At 59.4% G+C, this 20604-nt stretch carries 4 protein-coding genes; 1 reads left to right on the top strand and 3 read right to left on the bottom strand.

What is annotated here, in order from left to right:
* The first annotated feature begins 161 nt into the window (after positions 1–161).
* Complete coding sequence (locus tag QMG44_RS06780) at positions 162–1046, top strand: MarR family transcriptional regulator (RefSeq protein WP_086532541.1); 885 nt, start codon at positions 162–164, stop codon at positions 1044–1046.
* Positions 1047–1081: 35 nt separating this feature from the next.
* On the opposite strand, the gene QMG44_RS06775 is transcribed toward QMG44_RS06780, so the two are convergent.
* From QMG44_RS06775 to QMG44_RS06765, 3 genes are all read right to left on the bottom strand, one after another.
* Complete coding sequence (locus tag QMG44_RS06775; RefSeq protein ID WP_020884204.1) at positions 1082–2257, bottom strand: HlyD family type I secretion periplasmic adaptor subunit; 1176 nt, start codon at positions 2255–2257, stop codon at positions 1082–1084.
* Positions 2254–4434 (bottom strand): type I secretion system permease/ATPase, encoded by a 2181-nt coding sequence (locus tag QMG44_RS06770; protein ID WP_014169983.1) that lies wholly within the window; start codon positions 4432–4434, stop codon positions 2254–2256. Before QMG44_RS06770 ends, QMG44_RS06775 begins: the two co-directional genes overlap by 4 nt.
* Before the next feature lie 76 nt (positions 4435–4510).
* Positions 4511–20557, bottom strand: a complete 16047-nt coding sequence (locus tag QMG44_RS06765) for a beta strand repeat-containing protein (protein ID WP_404997237.1) — start codon at positions 20555–20557, stop codon at positions 4511–4513.
* Between the last annotated feature and the right edge of the window lie 47 nt (positions 20558–20604).

The following is a 20604-nucleotide window of genomic DNA, read 5'->3' as shown; positions in this document are numbered from 1 at the left end:
AACATCTTTGTGTTAATCACCGCCTGTATCCATATGCAGTATAAATATAAAATTCGCATCAAATAATAACGGTAAATATGTCAATCTCAAGGTATAATGAAAAATCCGAAAGAAGACTGGATACTTCATCTATCGGCTCATTCATATAAGAGACAAACGCTATGGATAATCATATCTCATCCAGGGCCTTGCTACATCGAAGGGATGTCATTAAAAACAATCCGCGATTCAGTGAGGCAATAATAGAGCACTACACCATTAATGACGCCATCTACAAAAAACAACCTTTGTTCTACAAAACGATGCTTCAGGAATCACGGTTCAACATTATTCTTTCCATGTGTTGTTTTATCTTTGGAAATCAGGCTGAGTCAGTATCAGAAATTAAAGAATTATGTTCCCGTTATAAAATAGCCAGCCCCAACAGTGTGATTGCGATCATCACCTTGCTCAGAACCACCGGGCGCATCAAGACCTGGCGCTGCAGTGAAGACAGACGCAAAACGAGAATCGCACCGACTGAAAAGGGACTTAATGAACTTAAACGCTACATGTCCGGCGCATTTTTGCCGGTAAGTATTCTTTTCCCAAAGTTTAATATCAACGTTAATCTGCTGGATAACGACATCCTGCGAAATAACTTTTTCCGTCGCGCAGCGGAATACCTTTTCAGGGGATTAACGTTCAGAAAGGTTTTGCCTGAAGTGGGATTGTTTATTGATAAAGACGGAGGGCGGATGATAATGTTATATCTTTACCTGCAGGCCATAAAAAATAAAACCGCACATGGCGCAGTAATACCTTATTCAGCCAACTTACTGGCTAAAGAATTTTTTGTTTCACGGATCCACGTCAACCGTATTATTAAATCGGCGCAAGAGGCGGGTTATCTTAAAGATCAGGGTGATGGCCAGATGTCGATTTACCCGGCGTTTATAGAACTGGTCGAAAACTATGCTGGATTATACTTCGCCTATGTGACTCACTATATCAACGTCGTTCCTAAAGAACGACGCCACGTTGTTAACGTAACGTCGACGGTATAATGTTTCTGGCGTTCGGTTTCCCGAACGCCCTTTGCTTACCGTTCCCGCAGTGCCTCTTTCGCCTTATTAAGCGGTTTCAACAGATAATCCAGAATCGTTTTACTGCCTGTTTTAATATCAACGGTCGCAATCATCCCCGGAAACACCGGGAAGGCTTTGCCTTGTTTATTGGTCAGATGGTTACTGTCAGTGCGAATATAGACCCGATAGTAATACACATCCCTTTTCACCTCATCCTGAAGCGTATCCGGCGAAATCATGGTCACCTCGCCCTCCAGCCCACCGTAAATGGAGTAGTCATAGGCGGTCACTTTCACCAGCGCTTTTTGTCCCGGATGAATAAAGGCGACATCGCGCGGCGAGATTTTCGCTTCAATCACCATCTGGTCATCAAGCGGAACCAGGCTCATCAGCTTGCCGTTTGGCGGAATCACCCCTCCCACGGTTGTCACGTCGATATCCTTAACGATCCCGCGCACCGGCGCATTGAAGGTCAGTCTGGTCAACGAATCTTCACGCCCTTTCATCACTGAACGTTGCGCTTCAATCTCCGCGTTCGCTTTCGCCAGCTCTTCACGGGCGCGAACGTAATACTGGTTTTTCATCTCGGTGATTTTGTTCTCAAGCTCATTTTTTTGACGCTCAAGACGTAACACCTCCACCTTACTGGCTGCCCCCTGCGTCACCAGCGGACGGGTCAGCGACAGCTCTCGCTGCACCAGCTCGGCCCCCTGCCGTAAACCCGCCAGCCCTTTCTCAAGACTTTCGCGACGAGACTGATACAGCGCCGTTTCCTGTTTGACCAGTTCAACGTCATCATCCAGCTCTGCCGGAAAAGCCAGTGCCGTGTCGTTCACTTCGGCCTTCAGACGCGAGGCGGTTGCCAGCGCGGCATTCAGGCGCGATTCACTCTCCAGCACGCTTGATTCGGTTTTCGTCCGGTCAAGCTGTGCCAGCTGCTGACCACGCTCAACGATGTCGCCTTCACGCACCAGCAAACTGTGAATAATGCCCCCCTCAAGGGACTGGATCACCTGCTCGTGCGAAGAGGGGATCACCTTGCCGCTACCGGTGGTGACCTCATCAAGGCTGAACAGGCTTGCCCAGGTGATAAATACCGCCAGCAGGGCGAACAGCGACCAGGCGACCCAGGTTGACCGCGGCAAGCGTGGCTCCTTCAGGCGGCTGTTGACGCGAGAGAAATCAGTCATGCTACGCCCTCCTCTGCTACTGGTGTCGGTTTCATGGTCACGGTACGCTGTGAGGCTTTTTGCGGCGCCATACCGTGCTGGCGAAGAATTGCGTCGCGCGGGCCATCCATGATCACCTTGCCGTTTTCCAACACGATGATACGGTCAACCAGTTCCAGAATAGGCAGACGATGGGTCGCGACCACCAGCGTCCGGCGCTTGCCCAACCACGGTTTAAGGTGCTGGATAAACTGCTTCTCACTCATCTCGTCAAGCCAGGCGGTAGGTTCATCCAGCAACAAAATGTTCGGAGAGGTGATCAGAGCACGGGCCAGTAATAACGCCTGACGCTGCCCGCCGGACAGGCCCGCGCCGCCTTCGTTGATAATGTAGTTGAGCCCCATTTTCTGTTTGCGGACAAACTCCAGCGCACCACTGTTCACCAGCGCCTGATGGATCTCATCGTCGGTGGCCAGCGGGTTGCCCATCAGAATGTTGTCCCGCACGGAGCCAAAGAACAGCCGCGCCTGCTGGCTCAGCAGCTGCATGTCGCGGCGCACGTCAGCCGGGTCCAGGTGGTTCAACGCGATATTATCCAGCAGAATGCTGCCCTGCTGAGGCTCCTGCATCCCTGCCAGCAGCTGCAGCAGCGTGCTTTTGCCGGAGCCATTGCGTCCGAGCACCGCCACCCGCTCACCGGCGCGAATCTGCAGTTTGCTGATGTTCAGAACGGTGAGTTTTTCTTCATCGTCGTACCAGAACCCCACCTCTTCCAGCGCATAATCCCCCCGCAGATGGGCTTTATGCACCTTCTTGCCCTGCTGAGGATCGTCAATCGGGCGCTGCATCAGATCGTCGAGTCCTTTACGCGCCACTTTCGCCGACTGCCAGCGGGAGAGCACGCCTGAAATTTGCGACAGCGGCGCGATGGTCCGCGACGCGAGAATAGAGGTCCCCACCAGCGCACCGGTGGTCATGTCCCCGCTGATAACCAGGTAGCACCCCACCAGCAGCACCACGGCATACACAATCGACTGCACCTCCTGCGTCCAGGTCAGCAACAGTCCGGTCAGCCAGCGCTGCTTCATGCCGACGTTAGCGGCAACATCATTGGTGTTATTCCACTGATTCTGGAAGCGCTGTTCAGCGCGCATCAGCTTGATGTCTTCAATGCCCTGAACCGCTTCCACCAGCGTGGCGTTACGAATGGCAGACTCGCGCATCCCTTCGCTGGACAGTTTGCCCAGCGGGCGCTGGACCAGCAGGCCCGGGATAAGCAGCAGCGGCACGGCAAGCAGGACAACCAGTACCAGCGGTCCGCCAATCATCCACAAAATGAACACAAACAGCAGGAAGAATGGCAGATCGGAGATGGCCGCAATGGTGGTGGACGTGATCAGTTCACGTACCGACTCCAGCTCGCGGATCTGGGCAATGAACGACCCGGTTGACTTAGAGCGGGCTCCGTTTTTAATCCGCAGCGCGTGTGCAAAAACGCGTTCAGAAATACGCAGGTCGGCGCGTTTACCCACCACATCCGAAATGTGCACGCGCAGCATGCGCATGATGAATTCGAAAACAATGGCGATCATCACGCCGCCAAACAGTACCCACAGCGTGGCTTCCGATTGCGAGGGCACTACCCTGTCATACACCTGCATGGAAAAGACCATGCCGGAAAGGGCCAGGACGTTAGCGACCAGCGCCACCAGCATAATATCGCTGTAGCGTCGCCAGTCCTTCAGGGCCAGCTGCCAGAACCAGTTTTTCTCATACGGTTTGATGTAATCATCCACCCGGGCATCCGGCGTGGACTCGAGCGGGCGCAGCACCAGCAGTCCTGTCAACCGTGAGCACAGCGCATCACGCGTCAGCGTCGTCTCCAGGCCGCCGTCACCGCTGAACTGCAGGCTCACGTTGCCCTCGCTGTCCATGCGGTTAATGACCGCGATTTGCCCGCCGGTAAATTCCGCAAGCAGAGGTAAACGCCACGGGTCGAGGGAGACCGCGTCGGCCGCCACCATACGCATCCCTAACCCAAGCTGGCGTGCCATCTCTTCCAGCACCAGCTGGCGTGGAGACTGGCTTTCATGGTTAATCGTGACCCGAACATGCTCTGCCGAGAAGTCCAGCCGATAGTGCTTCGCGATGATGAGCATGCCCTGCAACCAGGGTTCGTACTGTGGATGTGTCTTCATAATGTTGTGAAATCTTTTATCGCTCTTCGTTGTAGCCACGCAAAAGGCCGCGAGGATCGCTCCTCGCGGCATAGTTTTACGCAATTAACAGTTGATGATTTGCCAGCAGCGTAGCCAAATCGGTCTGCACGCCGTTCAGCGTGACCAGCGTTGTGGGTGAGAACTGGCCGCCGCTACCGTCCAGGTCAACCTGGATTTCGGTATTGCTGCCGTTTTGCACCACGCGGATGTAATCGGTGATATTCCCCGCACTGCCGTCCAGCGTGGCGACCCCGTTCACATAGCTCGCTGAGCCCGTACCGGTGTAGCCGCTGCCTGAAAGCAGGTCGCGCAGGTCAATACGGTCCGTATCCGCCGTGCCTTCCCAGGTGCCTACCGTAAAGCCGTTCACCACATCACTGCCGTTACCGCCTGTGGCATTGGAGGCGTTGATCAACGTGTAGAGCAGCGTATCGTGACCGCCGCTGCCAATATTGAACGTATCGTTACCGCCACGGCCTTCGAACTGGTTGTTGCCGCTGTTGCCGGTAATGACATCGTCAAAGTCCGAGCCGTTAATGCCCTCAATGTTCAGCAGGCGTGAGGTACCAAACCCGGTGTCCTGCGCGGTAGAAAGACGCAGGTCGACGGTCACGCCGGACGTCGCATTGCGGTAGTCCACCACGTCCATCCCCCCGGTGTTACTCCAGGTGTCGTGATCCGAGTGGGTCGTCCAGCCGCCGGAACCGTTATAGGTATACGTGCCGTCCTCGGCGATAAAGGTATCGTTATACCCGGTACCGGTAAGCGTCCCGCTGTGCCCCCCGGTTGCTGCTTCGGCAGTGAGGACGTAGCCCTCTTTGCCGTTGCCGGCTTCCAGACCGCTCCAGGTGACGTTATCCGACACGCCATTGGTGATTTTCAGGATCTCGGCCGAGTAAGTTTCATTCGGATCCAGACCGTAGAAACTCACCAGTGCAGAGGTATCGTTCGAACCAATACCGGACTGGGCGTTGATGATCTGCGAGGCCACCAGTACGCCCGCCGCGTTATACAGATTGACCGTATTACCGTAGTAGGCGTTGATACCCTCACTGTCGACAATGTGCAGATGCATCGCCGTGCCGTCGGCAACGGTTTTGCTGTTTTGCACCAGCACCACTTTGCCGTTCTGCTGCGACACCAGCAGATCCTGCGCGCCGTCCCAGTTGTAATCCACGGCGGCCACACCGGTGACGTTCGCCAGTCCGGAAGCCAGCTGACTTGATGTCCAGCTTGAACCATAACCGTTGTTGGTAAACAGGGTTGCGGTCTGCGATCCGCTGTAGGTACTGAGCTTGATGACGTCCATCTGGCCGTCAGCGTTCCAGTCCACCGCCACCGACAGATACCCTGCTGACGCGTTAGAGGCCTCAACCGCGCTCTTGGTGGTGGAGAGTTTCCCGGTACCGTCGTTGTAGTAGATCACCCCGCCGTTGTTGTTGTAGCTGCTGCCCAGGTACAGATCCATGTAGCCATCGCCGTTGAAATCCGCCCACGTCATCGACGCCGCTGTGGTGGTATTCGCCACGTTTGCCACAAACACGTTAGTCAGGTTCTGACCGAGGGATAACGTCCCGTTACCGTTGTTGTTAATCACGGTTAGCGAGTACGCGCCGCTGCGGTTGGTGTGCTGAACCACATCCACGGTGCCGTCGTTATTCAGGTCGACGCCGGAGATTTCACGCATGGTGGTAAATTGTCCCCAGAACCCGGCGCCGCCATAGCTCCCATCCGGCGTGAGTACCCCCTTGTTGTTAATAAGGTAGGTAATGGAGTCCGCACCGGCATCGCCATACGCAAGGTCCAGATACCCGTCACCGGTTTTATCGTAGGCAATGACACCGCCGTACCAGATAGTGGTTCCCATACCCAGTTGGCTGGCGTTGTAAGTGCTGCCATCGTAGGTCCACATCACCTGTGTAGACCCGCCGTAGGTGGTTTCAGTCGCAAAGATGTCCTGCGTGCCGTTACGGTCAAAATCGGCAGCGGTCTGGCTAACGGCAGGGTAGCCACGCGTATTGGTCAGCGCGTTCGCCGCGTAGGTAGAATCATCACTGCTGGAATAGGACTGTCCGTTAGCAATGATATTCCACAGGCCGCTGCTGTTCATGCCGACGGTCATGGTCGAGTTATCGCTGTTACCCGCCGTGGTGGCCCAACTGGTATTCACCGTGGTGGTATCAATCACCAGGCTGCCGCTCGCCGTCCCGGTGGTATTGCCGTTACCCGCGCTGCTCTTCACCTGTGCCGTTACGTTATAGCTGGCAACGCTCAGTGCATCGCTGTCCGGGATCTGCAGATACCAGGTGTTGTGATCCGGGTCGACCACCACCGCGCCGCCCGTCTGCGAGGTGTAGGTTTTACCGTTCACATTCACCACCAGGTACTCGCCGTTCACCAGATCCGCGGAGACCGTTCCGCTGACAATCGGCGTGGTATCCGATGTTGTCTGCGCGGTAATTGCCGCCGTGGTGGTCGGGATACTGGTATCGACGTTCAGTACAAACCCGTCCGATTCCGTATAGTTACCGGCTTTATCGGTTACCCGCAGGATATACGTATGATTGCCATCGCTCAGGCCGTTATCCTGGAAGGACCAGCTTGCGCTACCGTTCATCGTGACCTGGCCCAGCAGGATCCCGTCACGATAAAGCTGCACAATCTCACCGTCATCCGGCGCGCGGTTCAGCGTTCCGTTGATCAGCGGCGAGCTGTCATCCGTCGCCATCGCGCTGCCAAAGGAGCCCAGACGCTCACCTTCGCCATCGGTATAGCTCACCACGGTTCCCACGGTGGTTGGCGGCGTGGTATCCACCGTCACCACCTGCGATGAGGTTGAGCCCACGTTGCCCGCCTGGTCGATAATCCGCACCTGATAGGTGTAATCACCGTCAGCCAGATCGCGGGTATCGGTGTAGCTCCAGCGCTGGTTGGTTACCGTTGCATCTGTCCAGGTATTCCCGCCGTCCAGGCTAATCTGCACGCGTTCATCATTGGCCAGCGCGCTGCCAAGCGAGCCGTTGAGCGTAAGCGTAGTGTCCATGGTGATGAAATCAGTGCCGGACTGCCCGGTATCTTCACTGATGCTGTCAATGGTGATGCCGTACTGAGGCGCATGGGTATCAACCGTGACCGTCTGCGACGTGGTAGCCCCGACGTTTCCGGCCAGATCGACCACCCGCACCTGATAGTTGTAGCTACCGTCGGCCAGGGTACGCGTGTCGTTATAGCTCCACTGTGTGCCATTCACCGTCGCGTTAACCCAGGTGGTGCCGCCATCCATACTGACCTGAACATACTCACCCGCACCGGGTTGCGCCCCCAGCGTCCCGTTCAGGGTGTATGACGTTGAACTGGTCAGGAAGTCGTTGTTGTCAAAGCCGGTATCCACGGTGATGTTATCCACGGTCACCGTAATCGCCGCATCCGGGGCGACCGTATCGACAGTCACCTGCTGATGGGCACTGGATCCCACGTTACCTGCGGCATCCACCACGCGCACATAATAGTCATAAGTGGCATTACCCAACGTACGGCCGTCCACGTAGTACCAGCTGTTGCCGGTGACAATCACATTCTGCCAGGTCACGCCACCGTCGATGCTGATTTGCGCATATTCGCCGTCAGCCAGCGTCGCGCCGAGCGAGCCATGCAGCGTCAGCGAGGTATCATGGGTGATAAAGTCGCTGCTGCTCAGGCCAGTGTCATCGCTGATGCTGTCAATGGCGATGGTTTTACTGGCATCGGGTGCCACGGTATCAATGGTGACCACCTGGCTGGTGGTGGCGCTGATATTGCCCGCATCGTCAATCACGCGAAGCTGATAGTTATAATCGCCGTCCGCCAGCGTGCGGGTATCAACCCAGGTCCAGCTCAGTCCGCTGACGCTGACATCCGTCCAGGTTACGCCGCCATCGAGGCTGATCTGCGCGTGATCGCCACTCCCCAGCGCCGCACCGAGCGTCCCTTTCAGGCTGATCTGGTTATCGCTGGTGATAAAGTCGCTGCCAGACAAACCGGTATCCTGACTGACGGAATCGACCGTAATGGTCGTCGCCGCAGGCGCGGTGAGATCCACCACCACGTTCTGGCTGTCCGTTGCCCCTACGTTACCCGCGTTATCAATCACGCGGACCTGGTACTGATACGTACCGTCCGTCAGGGTGCGGCCATCGGTGTAGCGCCAGGTGGTGCCCGTGACGGCCAGGTCAATCCAGCTCGCCCCGCCGTCCACGCTGACCTGCGCTTTCTCGTTATTGCCGAGCTGCGCGGTCAATGAACCGTTAACAATAATCTGGCTGTCGTTGGTGATGAAATCACTCGCGCTCAGCCCGGTATCGTTTTGCAGGGCGTCGATACTGATCCCCATTGACGGCGCGGTCAGATCCACGGTCACGGTGTGATCGTCGCTGGCAGTGTTACCGATGGTGTTACTCACCTGGGCATGGATCACATACGATCCTCCGTCTGCCAGCGCGGTCACGTCTGCACTGCCTACGGTGTAGTTCCAGCTACCGTCAGCCTGCACGGTTGTGGTGTAGGTTTTGCCGTTCAGGGTGATGGTCACCGTCTGGCCCGCAGGTGCGTCGGTGGTACCACTGACCACCAGAGGGATACCATGTTCAGCGGCGCTGACGATATCGTCCTGCGCAAAGGTGTGGATAGTTATGGTCGGGACATCACCGTTCAGCGTCACGTCGTGCGTTGCGCTGCCCGGGTTACCGGCCTTATCGTTCACCGTCGCCGTTAGGGTGTAATTCCCGTCGCTCAGGCCGAGGAAATCATGCCCCGGCACAAAGACCGACCACGAGCCGTCCGCCCCCACGGTCGCCTGATAGCGGTGATCGTTGAAGGAAACCGTCACCGTCTGGCCCTGTTCCGCCGTGGTGGTGCCGCTGATGGTCTGGCCTGCCAGCTGCTCAGCGTTATTGACAATATCGTCATCCGCCACAGTGCCGATGGTTACGGTTGGCGCCACGGTATCCACCGTCAGGGTGTGAGTGGTCTGTCCGCTGTTACCCGCTTTATCGTTGACTGAAGCGGTCAGCGTCAGCGCCCCTTCATTCAGGGCCGCCAGGTCGGCGGCCGGCACATTCAGCGTCCACGTACCATCGTTCGCCACCGTTGCGCTGTAGGTTTTACCCCCCAGCGTTACGGTAACGGTCTGCCCGGCTTCCGCGCTGGTAGAACCGTGCACAGTCAGCGGCTGCTGTGCTTCTGCTGCATTTAACACGTCGTCGCCAGAGAGCGTATTCACACCGATCACCGGCGCGGTGGTATCCACGCTGATGCTGTGCGTTGCCGACGCGCTGTTGCCCGCGCTGTCCTGGGCAGCAACGGAGACAGGATAATGTCCGCCATCGGTCAGTGCGCCCACATCAGCAGCCGGCACGGTAGTCGTCCAGGAGCCGTCGCTCTGAATGGTGGCGGTGTAGCTTTTACCGTTCAGGGTTACCGTGACCTGCGTCCCGCTGGCAAACTGTGCGCTCGAGCCGTTAATCACCAGCGAGGTGCCAGCTTCTGCCGCGTTGATCACGTCGTCGCCGGCAATGGTATTCACGGTCAGCGCCACCGAGGCCGTGTTGACCACCACATCATGGGTCTTCGTGCTGCTGTTGCCCGCACTGTCGGTAATGGTTGCGCTGAGGGTCGCAGTGCCGTCAGCCAGCGAGGAAATGACGCTGGCCGGTACGCCCACACTCCAGTTGCCGCTCGCATCCACGGTTGTCGTGTACTGATGAGACCCGACGGTAATCACCAGCCTGTCGCCGACGTTTGCACCGGTTGCACTACCGCTGACGATCTGCGCCTGCGCATGCTCCACGCTGTTGATCACATCATCAACGGCGACCGCGTTAAAGCTGATAACCGGTGGCGTGGTGTCAAGGGTAATGGCTTTATCCGCACTGCCTGGGTTACCGGCCGCATCGCTCACGCTAACCTGTACGGTGTAGCCGTTGTCGGCCATCGCAGTCAGGTCGGCCCCGGGCACATTCACACTCCACGTGCCGCCTGCCTGAACCTGCGCAGTGTACTGCTTATTGCCGAGCGTTACGGTGACCGTCTGACCCGCTTCTGCCGTGGTGGTGCCGGTGATGGCCACACCTGCAGACGCTTCGCTGGCGTTGATCACGTTGTCGCCGGCAACCGTATCAATCGTCACGCCAGGCGCGGTCGCATCGACGCTGTATTCGCGCCCTGCTGAGGCGCTGTTGCCGTTCACGTTGGTGACGCTCACCTGTACGCTGGCATCGCCGTCTTTCAGACCGACCAGGTCAGCAGACGGTACCGTCGCCGTCCAGTTACCGCTGGCATCAACGGTGGCCGTGTAGTGCTTGCCGCCAAAGGTGATGCTGACGGTCTGGTTGGCTTCCACGTTGCTGGTGGTGCCGGAAAGCAGGAGATCTGCCCCTTTCTCCGCCGCGTTAATCACATCGTCAACGGCAATGGTATCAATGCTGATGGCGACGGTCGCCAGATCAACAGTGACGTCATGGCTGATGGTCACCGGATTGCCCGTGGTGCTTTGGCCTGCAACGGTAACGGTTACCGTTCCTGCCGGCAGCGCGCTTACATCCGCCGCCGGAATAGCCGCGTTCCAGGTCCCGTCAGCCAGTACGGACGCCGCATAGGTTTTGCCGTTCACCGTTACCGTAAGCATGGTCCCCGCTGCCAGCCCATCGCTGGAGCCGCTGACAATCAGGTTCTGACCATGCTCAATGCTGTTGAGCACATCGTCGCCTGCCACGGTATCGACTCGCAGGCCCGGCAGGCTGGCATCGATGGAGATATCACGCTCGCCGGAACCGGTATTGCCGTGTCCGTTGGTAACCGTTGCGGTGACGGTCAGGTCGCCATTACCCAGCGCGGTCAGCACGGACTGCGGGACATCAACCGACCAGCTCAGATCGCTCTGTACCGTTGTGGTGTAGGTATTGCCACCGACAGAGACCGTCACGGTGTTACCCGCTTCGGCGTTCACCACTTTCCCGCCGATCGTCTGGCCTGCCGCCACTTCCGCTGCATTGATCACGTTGTCACCGGCCACGGTGTTGATGGTGACGGTCGGCAGCGCGGTATCGACCTGCAGGTTCACCGTATTGCTGACGCTGTTACCCACGGTATTCGTCGCGGTTGCGCTCAGGGTGTAGTTCGCCTCACCCAGCGCGGCCAGATCCGCTGCCGGTACCGTCAGGCTCCAGCCGCCGTCCGCCGCGGTTGTTGCGGCGTACTGTTTGCCGTTCAGGGTCACGGTGACCAGGGTACCTTCCGCAAGGTTGGCGCTGGTACCGCTGACGCTCAGATCCTGACCTTTCTCCACCGCGTTCAGTACGTTGTCGCCACTCAGGGTATCGAAGCCCACGGAAGGCAGCCCGGTATCGACGGTCACGTTATGGGTGCCGGATCCGGTATTGCCCGCGGCATCGGTGACGCTGACGCTGACCGTCACGGTGCCGTCGCTGAGGCCAGAAATCACGTTCGCCGGAACGCCCACGCTCCAGTTACCCGCGGCGTCCAGCACGGTGGTGTAGGTCTGGCTGCCAAGGGTCACGGTGACTTTATCGCCCGCCGCCGCGCCGGTGGCGGAGCCGCTGACGATCTGCGCCTGTGCATGCTCAGCCACGTTAATCACGTCGTCGCCCGCCACGGTGTTGATGGTCACGACCGGCACCGTCACGTCGACAGCCAGGTTATGATCCACCGAGGCCGGATTGCCCGCCTTGTCACTGACGGCGGCCGTCACGGTCACGCTGCCGTCCGTAAGCGCCGCCAGGTCGGCTGCCGGAACGTCCAGCGTCCAGTTGCCGTCTGCCCCCACGGTGGTGGTGTAGTCCTTCCCGTTCAGGCTTACGGTGACCGTCTGACCCGCTTCAGCGGTGCTGGTACCGGACACCGTCAGGTCAGCTTTCGCTTCGGTCGCATTCAGGATGTCGTCAGCCGCCAGGGTGTTAATCGTCACGGACGGTGCGGTGGTGTCCACGCTGTACTCGCGGCCCGCAGACGCGCTGTTGCCGTTGACGTTGGTGACGCTCACCTGCACGCTGGCATCGCCCTCTTTCAGACCGGTCAGGTCGGCAGACGGTACGGTATAAGTCCAGTTACCGCTGGCATCGACAGTGGTGGTATAGATTTTACCGCCCATGGCGAGGGAGACGGTCTGTCCGGCTTCCACGTTGGTGGTCGCACCTGACAGCACCAGATCGGTCCCTTTTTCAGCCGCGTTAATCACGTCGTCAGTAGCGATGGCGTTAATGCTGATCGCCACGGTCGCCAGATCCACCGTCACGTCGTGGCTGATGGTCATCGGGTTGCCCGTCGGGCTATCGCCGGTAACGATAATTTTCACGGTGCCTTCCGGCCACGCGCTGACGTCTGCGGCCGGCACGGCTGCGTTCCAGGTCCCGTCCGCCAGTACGGACGCCGCATAGGTTTTGCCGTTCACGGTGATGGTCAGTGCCGTGCCCGCTGCCAGCCCATCGCTGGAGCCGCTGACAATCAGGTTCTGACCATGCTCGATGCTGTTAATCACATCGTCACCTGCCACGGTATCGACACGCAGGCCCGGCAGGCTGGCGTCAATGGTGATATCGCGTTCGCCGGAACCGGTATTGCCGTGCCCGTTGGTGACGGTGGCCGTCACGCTTAGTCCGCCGTTACCCAGCGCTGTCAGCACCTCTGAAGGCACGTTGACGGACCAGGTCAGGTCATCCTGCACCGTCGCCGTCCAGCTGTTACCGCCCATCGTAACGGTGACGGTATTGCCCGCTTCCGCGTGGGCAACGGTACCGCTCAGGGTTTGACCGGCAGCCACTTCCGCCGCATTGATCACGTTGTCACCGGCCACGGTGTTGATGGTGACGGTCGGCAGCGCGGTATCGACCTGCAGGTTCGCCGTATTGCTGACGCTGTTCCCCACGGTGTTCGTCGCGGTTGCGCTCAGGGTGTAGTTCGCCTCACCCAGCGCGGCCAGATCCGCTGCCGGTACCGTCAGGCTCCAGCCGCCGTCCGCCGCGGTTGTTGCGGTGTACTGTTTGCCGTTCAGGGTCACGGTGACCAGGGTACCTTCCGCAAGGTTGGCGCTGGTACCGCTGACGCTCAGATCCTGACCTTTCTCCACCGCGTTCAGTACGTTGTCGCCACTCAGGGTATCGAAGCCCACGGAAGGCAGCCCGGTATCGACGGTCACGTTATGGGTGCCAGATCCGGTATTGCCCGCGGCATCGGTGACGCTGACGCTGACCGTCACGGTGCCGTCGCTGAGGCCAGAAATCACGTTCGCCGGAACGCCCACGCTCCAGTTACCCGCGGCGTCCAGCACGGTGGTGTAGGTCTGGCTGCCAACGGTCACGGTGACTTTATCGCCCGCCGCCGCGCCGGTGGCGGAGCCGCTGACGATCTGCGCCTGCGCATGCTCAGCCACGTTAATCACGTCGTCGCCCGCCACGGTGTTGATGGTCACGACCGGCACCGTCACGTCGACAGCCAGGTTATGATCCACCGAGGCCGGATTGCCCGCCTTGTCACTGACGGCGGCCGTCACGGTCACGCTGCCGTCCGTAAGCGCCGCCAGGTCGGCTGCCGGAACGTCCAGCGTCCAGTTGCCGTCTGCGCCCACGGTAGTGGTGTAGTTCTTCCCGTTCAGGCTCACGGTGACCGTCTGGCCCGCTTCGGCGGTGCTGGTACCGGACACCGTCAGGTCAGCTTTCGCTTCGGTCGCATTCAGGATGTCGTCAGCCGCCAGGGTGTTAATCGTTACGGACGGCGCGGTGGTGTCCACGCTGTACTCGCGGCCCGCAGACGCGCTGTTGCCGTTAACGTTGGTGACGCTCACCTGCACGCTGGCATCGCCCTCTTTCAGACCGGCCAGGTCGGCAGACGGCACCGTCGCCGTCCATTTGCCGTCAGCATCCACCGACGCCGTATAGGTTTTACCGCCGAAGAGGATGCTGACGGTCTGATTCTCCTCCACGTTGGAGGTGGTGCCAGAGAGCACCAGGTCCGCGCCCTTCTCAGCCGCGTTAATCACATCATCCGTGGCAATGGCGTCAATCCCGATGGCGACCGCCGCAAGGTCCACCGTCACATTGTGGGTAATGGACACCGGCGTACCGGCGCTGTTCTGCCCCTCAACGGTGACCGCTACCGTGCCTGCCGCCAGCGCGCCAACATCGGCCGCCGGAATAGCCGCACTCCAGGTGCCGTCAGCCAGCACGGAGGCCGGATAGGTTTTATTATTTACCGTTACGGACAGAGCGGTCCCTGCCGCCAGTCCTTCGCTGGTGCCGGTCACGATCAGGTTCTGACCATGCTCGATGCTGTTGATCACATCGTCACCCGCCACGGTATCCACGCGCAGGCCCGGCAGGCTGGCGTCAATGGTGATATCGCGCTCGCCGGTGCCGCTGTTGCCCACGCCGTTAGTCACGCTGGCGGTGACGGTCAGTTCGCCGTTACCCAGTGCGGTTAACACGGACTGCGGGACGTTGACGGACCAGGTCAGGTCATCCTGCACCGTTGCGGTCAGGGTGTTACCGCCGAGGGTCACGGTGACGGTGTTGCCCGCTTCGGCATTCACCACGTTACCGCTGAGAGTCTGGCCGGTCGCCAGCTCCGCGGTATTGATAATATCGTCGCCAGCCACGGTGTTGATGGTGACACCCGGCAGGACAGACTCCACGTTCACGGTGTGAGTCACGCTGGTACTGTTGCCAACAGCATCGGTTGCAGACGCCGTGAGGGTGTAGATCGCTTCACCCAGTGCGCCGACCTGATCCGCCGGAACGGTAGCCGTCCACAGCCCGTTATCATCCACCGTTGCGCTGTAGGCTTTGCCGTTCAGCATCACGGTGACGATCGCGCCCGCCGCCAGACCTGACGCGGTGCCGGTGAGGGTGAGATCCTGCGTTTTCTCGGTGCTATTGATGACATCGTCGTCTGAAACGGTGTCAATGGTCAGCACCGGAGCGGTAAGGTTGACGGCCACGTCGTGCGTCGCACTGTTGCTGTTACCCGCTTTATCGGTCAGGGTCGCGGTGATGGTGTGATCCCCGGCGGCCAGAGCATTGACGTCGACCGCAGGCACTCCCACGCTCCAGTTGCCCGCGGCATCCAGCGTGGCGGTGTAAGATTTATTATTGATGGTGACGGTGACCACATCACCCGCTGCCGCGCCGGTGACAGACCCGGTGACAATCAACGCCTGCGCGTGCTCAACGCTGTTGATGACGTCGTCATCCGAAACGGTGTGAATGGTCAACTGTGGCACCGTGGTATCCACCAGCACGTCACGATCCACCGAGGCCGGGTTACCCGCTTTGTCGGATACCGCCGCGGTGATGGTGTAGTTTCCGTCGATAATGCCGCTCAGGTCGGTTGACGGTACGCTCAGGCTCCAGCTGCCATCCGCCTGCACGGTGGTGGTGTAATCCTTGCCGTTCAGCGTAACGGTCACGGTCTGACCCGCTTCCGCGTTCGTGATGCCGTTAACCACCAAATCCTGCTGCGCTTCAGACGCATTAATGATGTTGTTGTCGCTGACAATGTCGATAATGACCGTCGGCGCGGTCGTATCCACGCTGTATTCACGGCCCGCTGACGCGCTGTTGCCGTTCACGTTGGTGACGCTCACCTGCACGCTGGCATCGCCCTCCTTCAGGCTGCCTAAATCAGCAGAAGGCACGGTAGCGGTCCAGTTACCGCTGGCATCCACGGTCGCGGTGTAAGACTTGCCGCCAAAGGTGATATACACGGTCTGGTTGGCTTCGACGTGGGTGGTGGTACCCGACAGGACCAGGTCTGTGCCTTTTTCCGCCGCGTTGATCACGTCGTCGGTGGCAATCGCGTTGACGCTGATCGCCACCGCGGCCAGATCGACCGTGACGTCATGCGCGATCGTCACCGGGTTTCCTGCGGTGCTCTGACCCTCAACGGTTACCGTCACCTTGCCTGCGTTCAGCGCGCTGACGTCGGCGGCCGGGATCGCTGCCGCCCAGGTTCCGTCGGCCAGAACCGTCGCGGCATAGGTTTTACCATTGACGGTCACCGTCAACGCGGAGCCGGTTTTCAGCCCATCACTGGAGCCGCTAATAATCAGGTTTTGACCATGCTCGATGCTGTTAATCACATCGTCGCCCGCCACGGTATCGACCCGCAGACCCGGCAGGTTGGCATCAATGGTGATGTCGCGGCTGCCGGAGCCGGTATTGCCGTGACCGTTAGTGACGCTTGCCGTCACGGTCAAATCGCCGTTGCCAATGGCCTTTAAGACTTCAGGCGGCACATTGACCGACCAGCTCAGATCATCCTCAACGGTGGCGGTCCAGGTGTTGCCCCCCATTGAAATCGTGACAGTGTCACCACTTGCGGCACCGCTGACTTTTCCGCTCAGGGTCTGTCCCGCAGTCACTTCCGCCGCATTGATGACATCATCAATGGCGACAGCGTTAATGGTCACCACCGGTAGCGCACTGTCGACAAGTGCCTGATGGCTGGTGCTCGCGCTGTTGCCTGCTGTATCGGTCACGCTCGCGGTGACCGTGTAGTTCGCTTCGCCCAGCGCCGAGACGTTTGCTGCCGGTACCGTCACGCTCCAGTTGCCGCTGGCGTCAGTCGTGGCAGTGTAGTTAATGCCATTCAGGGTCACGACGATCGTGGTGCCGTCCGGCTGGTTGCTGGTGCCGGAGAGTTGCAGATCTTCGCCTTTCTCGATGGCATTGATCACATCATCGCCCGCAACGGTATTGATAGCGATAACCGGAGCGGTCAGGGAAACCGCAATCTCATGCGTCTGCGTGGTGCTGTTGCCCGCTTTGTCGGTGAGGGTCGCAGACATCGTATGGTCGCCATTGCCCAGCGCGCCCGCGTCAGCCGCCGGAATACCCATACTCCAGTTGCCGGACGCGTCCAGCATTGCGCTGTAATTTTTACCGTTCAGCGTCACGGTGATCACGTCGCCTGCCTGTGCCCCGGTGACTGTGCCAGAAACGATCAGCGCCTGACCGTGTTCAGCAATATTCAGAATGTCATCACCGGCAACGGTGTTGAAGGTAATCTGCGGCACGGTAGTGTCCACCAGCACAGACGCATCCGTGCTGGCCGGGTTACCGGCTTTATCCGACACGGTCGCCGTAACGACGGCAGTGACGTCGGTGATACCGGCCAGATCGGCTGCCGGCACGTCAAGCGTCCAGCTGCCGTCAGCCTGTACCTGTGCGGTGTATTGATTGCCATTAAAGGTCACCGTGACCGTCTGCCCCGCTTCGGCAGTCGAGGTGCCGCTCAGGGTGAGATCCTGTGCCGCCTCTGCCGCATTGAGCATGTTGTCGTGACTGACCGTATCGATGGTGACCGCCGGCGCAGTGGTATCGACGCTGAATTCGTGTGACGAAGACGCCGGGTTGCCATTCACGTTGCTCACGCTCACCTGAACGCGGGCATCGCCCTCTTTCAGGCCGCTTACATCCGCAGCCGGAACGGTGTAAGCCCAGTTGCCATTCGCATCCACGGTGGTGGTGTAGCTTTTGCCACCAAAGGTGACCGTCACCGTCTGACCGGCTTCGACCCCAGACGTGGTGCCGGAGAGCGCCAGATCGTGTCCCTTCTCCGCCGCGTTCAGCACGTTATCAGGGGTCACGCTGTTAACGCTTATCGCGACCGGGGCGAGGTCGACATCCACCACGGTCCCGATATTCACCGGGTTGGCGGAAGCATCCTGTGCGCGGGCTGTAATGTTGAGAGGACCGTCCGGCCACTGGCTGACATCCGCCGCAGGCACAGCCGCTTTCCAGGTTCCATCGGCCAGGACCGTGGCGACGTACTCTATGTTGTTAATGGTCACGGTAACGGTGCTGCCCGCGGCCAGATCGGTGCTGGTACCGGAAACAATGAGATTCTGCCCGTGCTCGATGATATTGATAACATCGTCGCCCGCCACGGTATCAATACGCAGACCAGGCAACTGGGCGTCGATGGTGAAGTCCAGCGCGGCAGAACCGGTGTTTCCGTGCGCATTCGTCACGCTGGCCGTAACCGTCAACTCACCGTTACCGAGCGCGGTTAACTGGCTCTGGGTTAACGGCAGGCTCCAGGTAAGATCGTCCTGCACCGCAACGGTATACGTCTGGCCGCCCAGGGTAAGGGTGACAATGTCGCCTGCCGCCGCGTTGGCGACTTTCCCCGTCAGGGTCTGGCCTGCCGCCAGTTCCGCCGCGTTGATGATGTTATCGCCCGCCAGCGTGTTGAGCGTGACCACCGGCAGCGAGCTGTCTACCAGCACATCATGCGTGGCCGACGCGCTATTACCCACACTGTCCGTGACGCTCGCCGTCACCGTGTAGTGCGCCTCGCCCAGCGCGCTTACTGCGGAGGCCGGTACGGTAACACGCCAGTTACCGCTGGCATCCGTAATGGCGGTGTAGTGAATGCCATTCAGGGCCACGGTGATCGGGGTGCCTTCTGGCTGGTTGCTGGTCCCGGAAAGCAGCAGGTTTTCGCCTTTTTCCGTGGCGTTAATCACGTCGTCCGCCGCCAGAGTGTGAATATCTATCTCCGGCGTCACGGTATTAACCACCACCTCCAGGGTGCTGCTGCCGGTGTTGCCAGATTGATCGGTCACAGAGACCGTAATCGTCCAGGTTCCGTCCGCCAGGCCCTGTACCACAGACGCAGGCAGGCCGAGGCTCCAGTTGCCCGCCGCATCCACCACGGTGGTGTAATCCACGTTATTGATGGTCACCGTGACCCAATCACCCGCTGCCGCTCCGGTCACGGAGCCGCTGAGAACCTGCGCCTGGGTATGGGCAAGCTGGTTAATGGTATTGGTATCGGTGACAAAATCGTTAATGGTCACCTGCGGTACGGTGGCATCCACCAGCCCGACGCGATCCGTGCTGCTGCTGTTACCTGCCACATCGCTCACGGTTGCCGTTACCGTGACGGTGCCATCGGCCAGTGCGCCGACGTCCGCGGCAGGTACTGTCAGTTGCCAGCTACCGTCATGTTGAACAGTGGTCTGGTAGGTTTTACCGTTCAGCGCGACGGTGACCGTCTGGCCCGCTTCCGCCGTGCTGCTACCGCTTAACACGATATCCTGCTGCGCTTCGGCGGCACTGATGATGTTGTCATCGGTCAGATTATTGATCGTGATGTCCGGAGGCAGCGTATCGACCGTCACCACGCGCGACGCATCGGCGCTGTTGCCGTTAACGTTCGTCACGCTGACGCTCACCTGCGCGCGGCCGTCAATCAACGTTTCCATGGCGCTGGCCGGTACGGTCAGGCTCCAGGAGCCGTCCTGCTGCACCTGCGCGGTATAGGTCCGATCGGCGAATTTCACCACCACAGTCTGCCCGGCTTCCACGCCCTGCGTCTGGCCAGAGAGCGTGAGATCGCTGCCTTTTTCCGCCGCGTTCAGTCGGTCATCACCGGAGATGACATCAACAGTAACCGCCACGGCGTTCAGGTCGAGTTCGATCGGATGTTCAGCGGCAACGGCATTGCCCCACGCATCTTCTGCACTGACGTGCACTGCGATATGGCCCGGCGTCCAGGACTGGAGGTCGCTCGCCGGAACACCAATCTGCCAGCCACCGGTGGCGTTGACCACGGTGACATAGTCGACGTTATTGATGGTGACGGTGATCTGCGTGCCTGCGGCCAGATGGCTGCTGGAGCCGGTCACGGTAAGATCCTGATGCTGCTCAATGGCATTGATCACGTCATCACCGGAAAGGGTGTTAACGCGCAGACCCGGCAGCGCCGCGTTGATATTGATATCGCGCTCGCCGCTGCCCGTATTGCCGTGGCTGTTGGTGACTGACGCGGTAATGGTCAGGTCGCCGTCGCCGAATGCCCTGAGATCCGCAGACGGGATAGTGAGGTTCCAGGTCAGATCGCTACCCACGGTGGCGCTGTAATGCTTGCCGCCAACGGAAACAGACACCGTATCCCCTGCCGCTGCACCCGTGACACGACCGCTGATCGTTTGATCGGCGGCCACTTCGGCGTTATTCACCCGGTTGTCGCCGGCAAAGGTATTGATGACCACCTGTGGCAACACGGTATCAACCAGCAGTGTGGCCTCCGCTGAGCCGCTGTTGCCCACGCTGTCGGTACCGCTGACGCTGACGGTGTACAGCGTGTTCGCCAGTT

The organism is Enterobacter sp. 200527-13 (genome assembly GCF_027924865.1).
Classification (GTDB): domain Bacteria; phylum Pseudomonadota; class Gammaproteobacteria; order Enterobacterales; family Enterobacteriaceae; genus Enterobacter; species Enterobacter ludwigii.
This window is presented reverse-complemented; position numbering and strand designations above follow the sequence as displayed.

What these genes read in the sequence shown, in the direction of transcription:
- QMG44_RS06780 (WP_086532541.1), top strand. Translation starts at nt 162, where the DNA reads ATGGATAATCATATCTCATCCAGGGCCTTGCTACATCGAAGGGATGTC.
- QMG44_RS06775 (WP_020884204.1), bottom strand. Translation starts at nt 2,257, where the DNA reads ATGACTGATTTCTCTCGCGTCAACAGCCGCCTGAAGGAGCCACGCTTG.
- QMG44_RS06770 (WP_014169983.1), bottom strand. Translation starts at nt 4,434, where the DNA reads ATGAAGACACATCCACAGTACGAACCCTGGTTGCAGGGCATGCTCATC.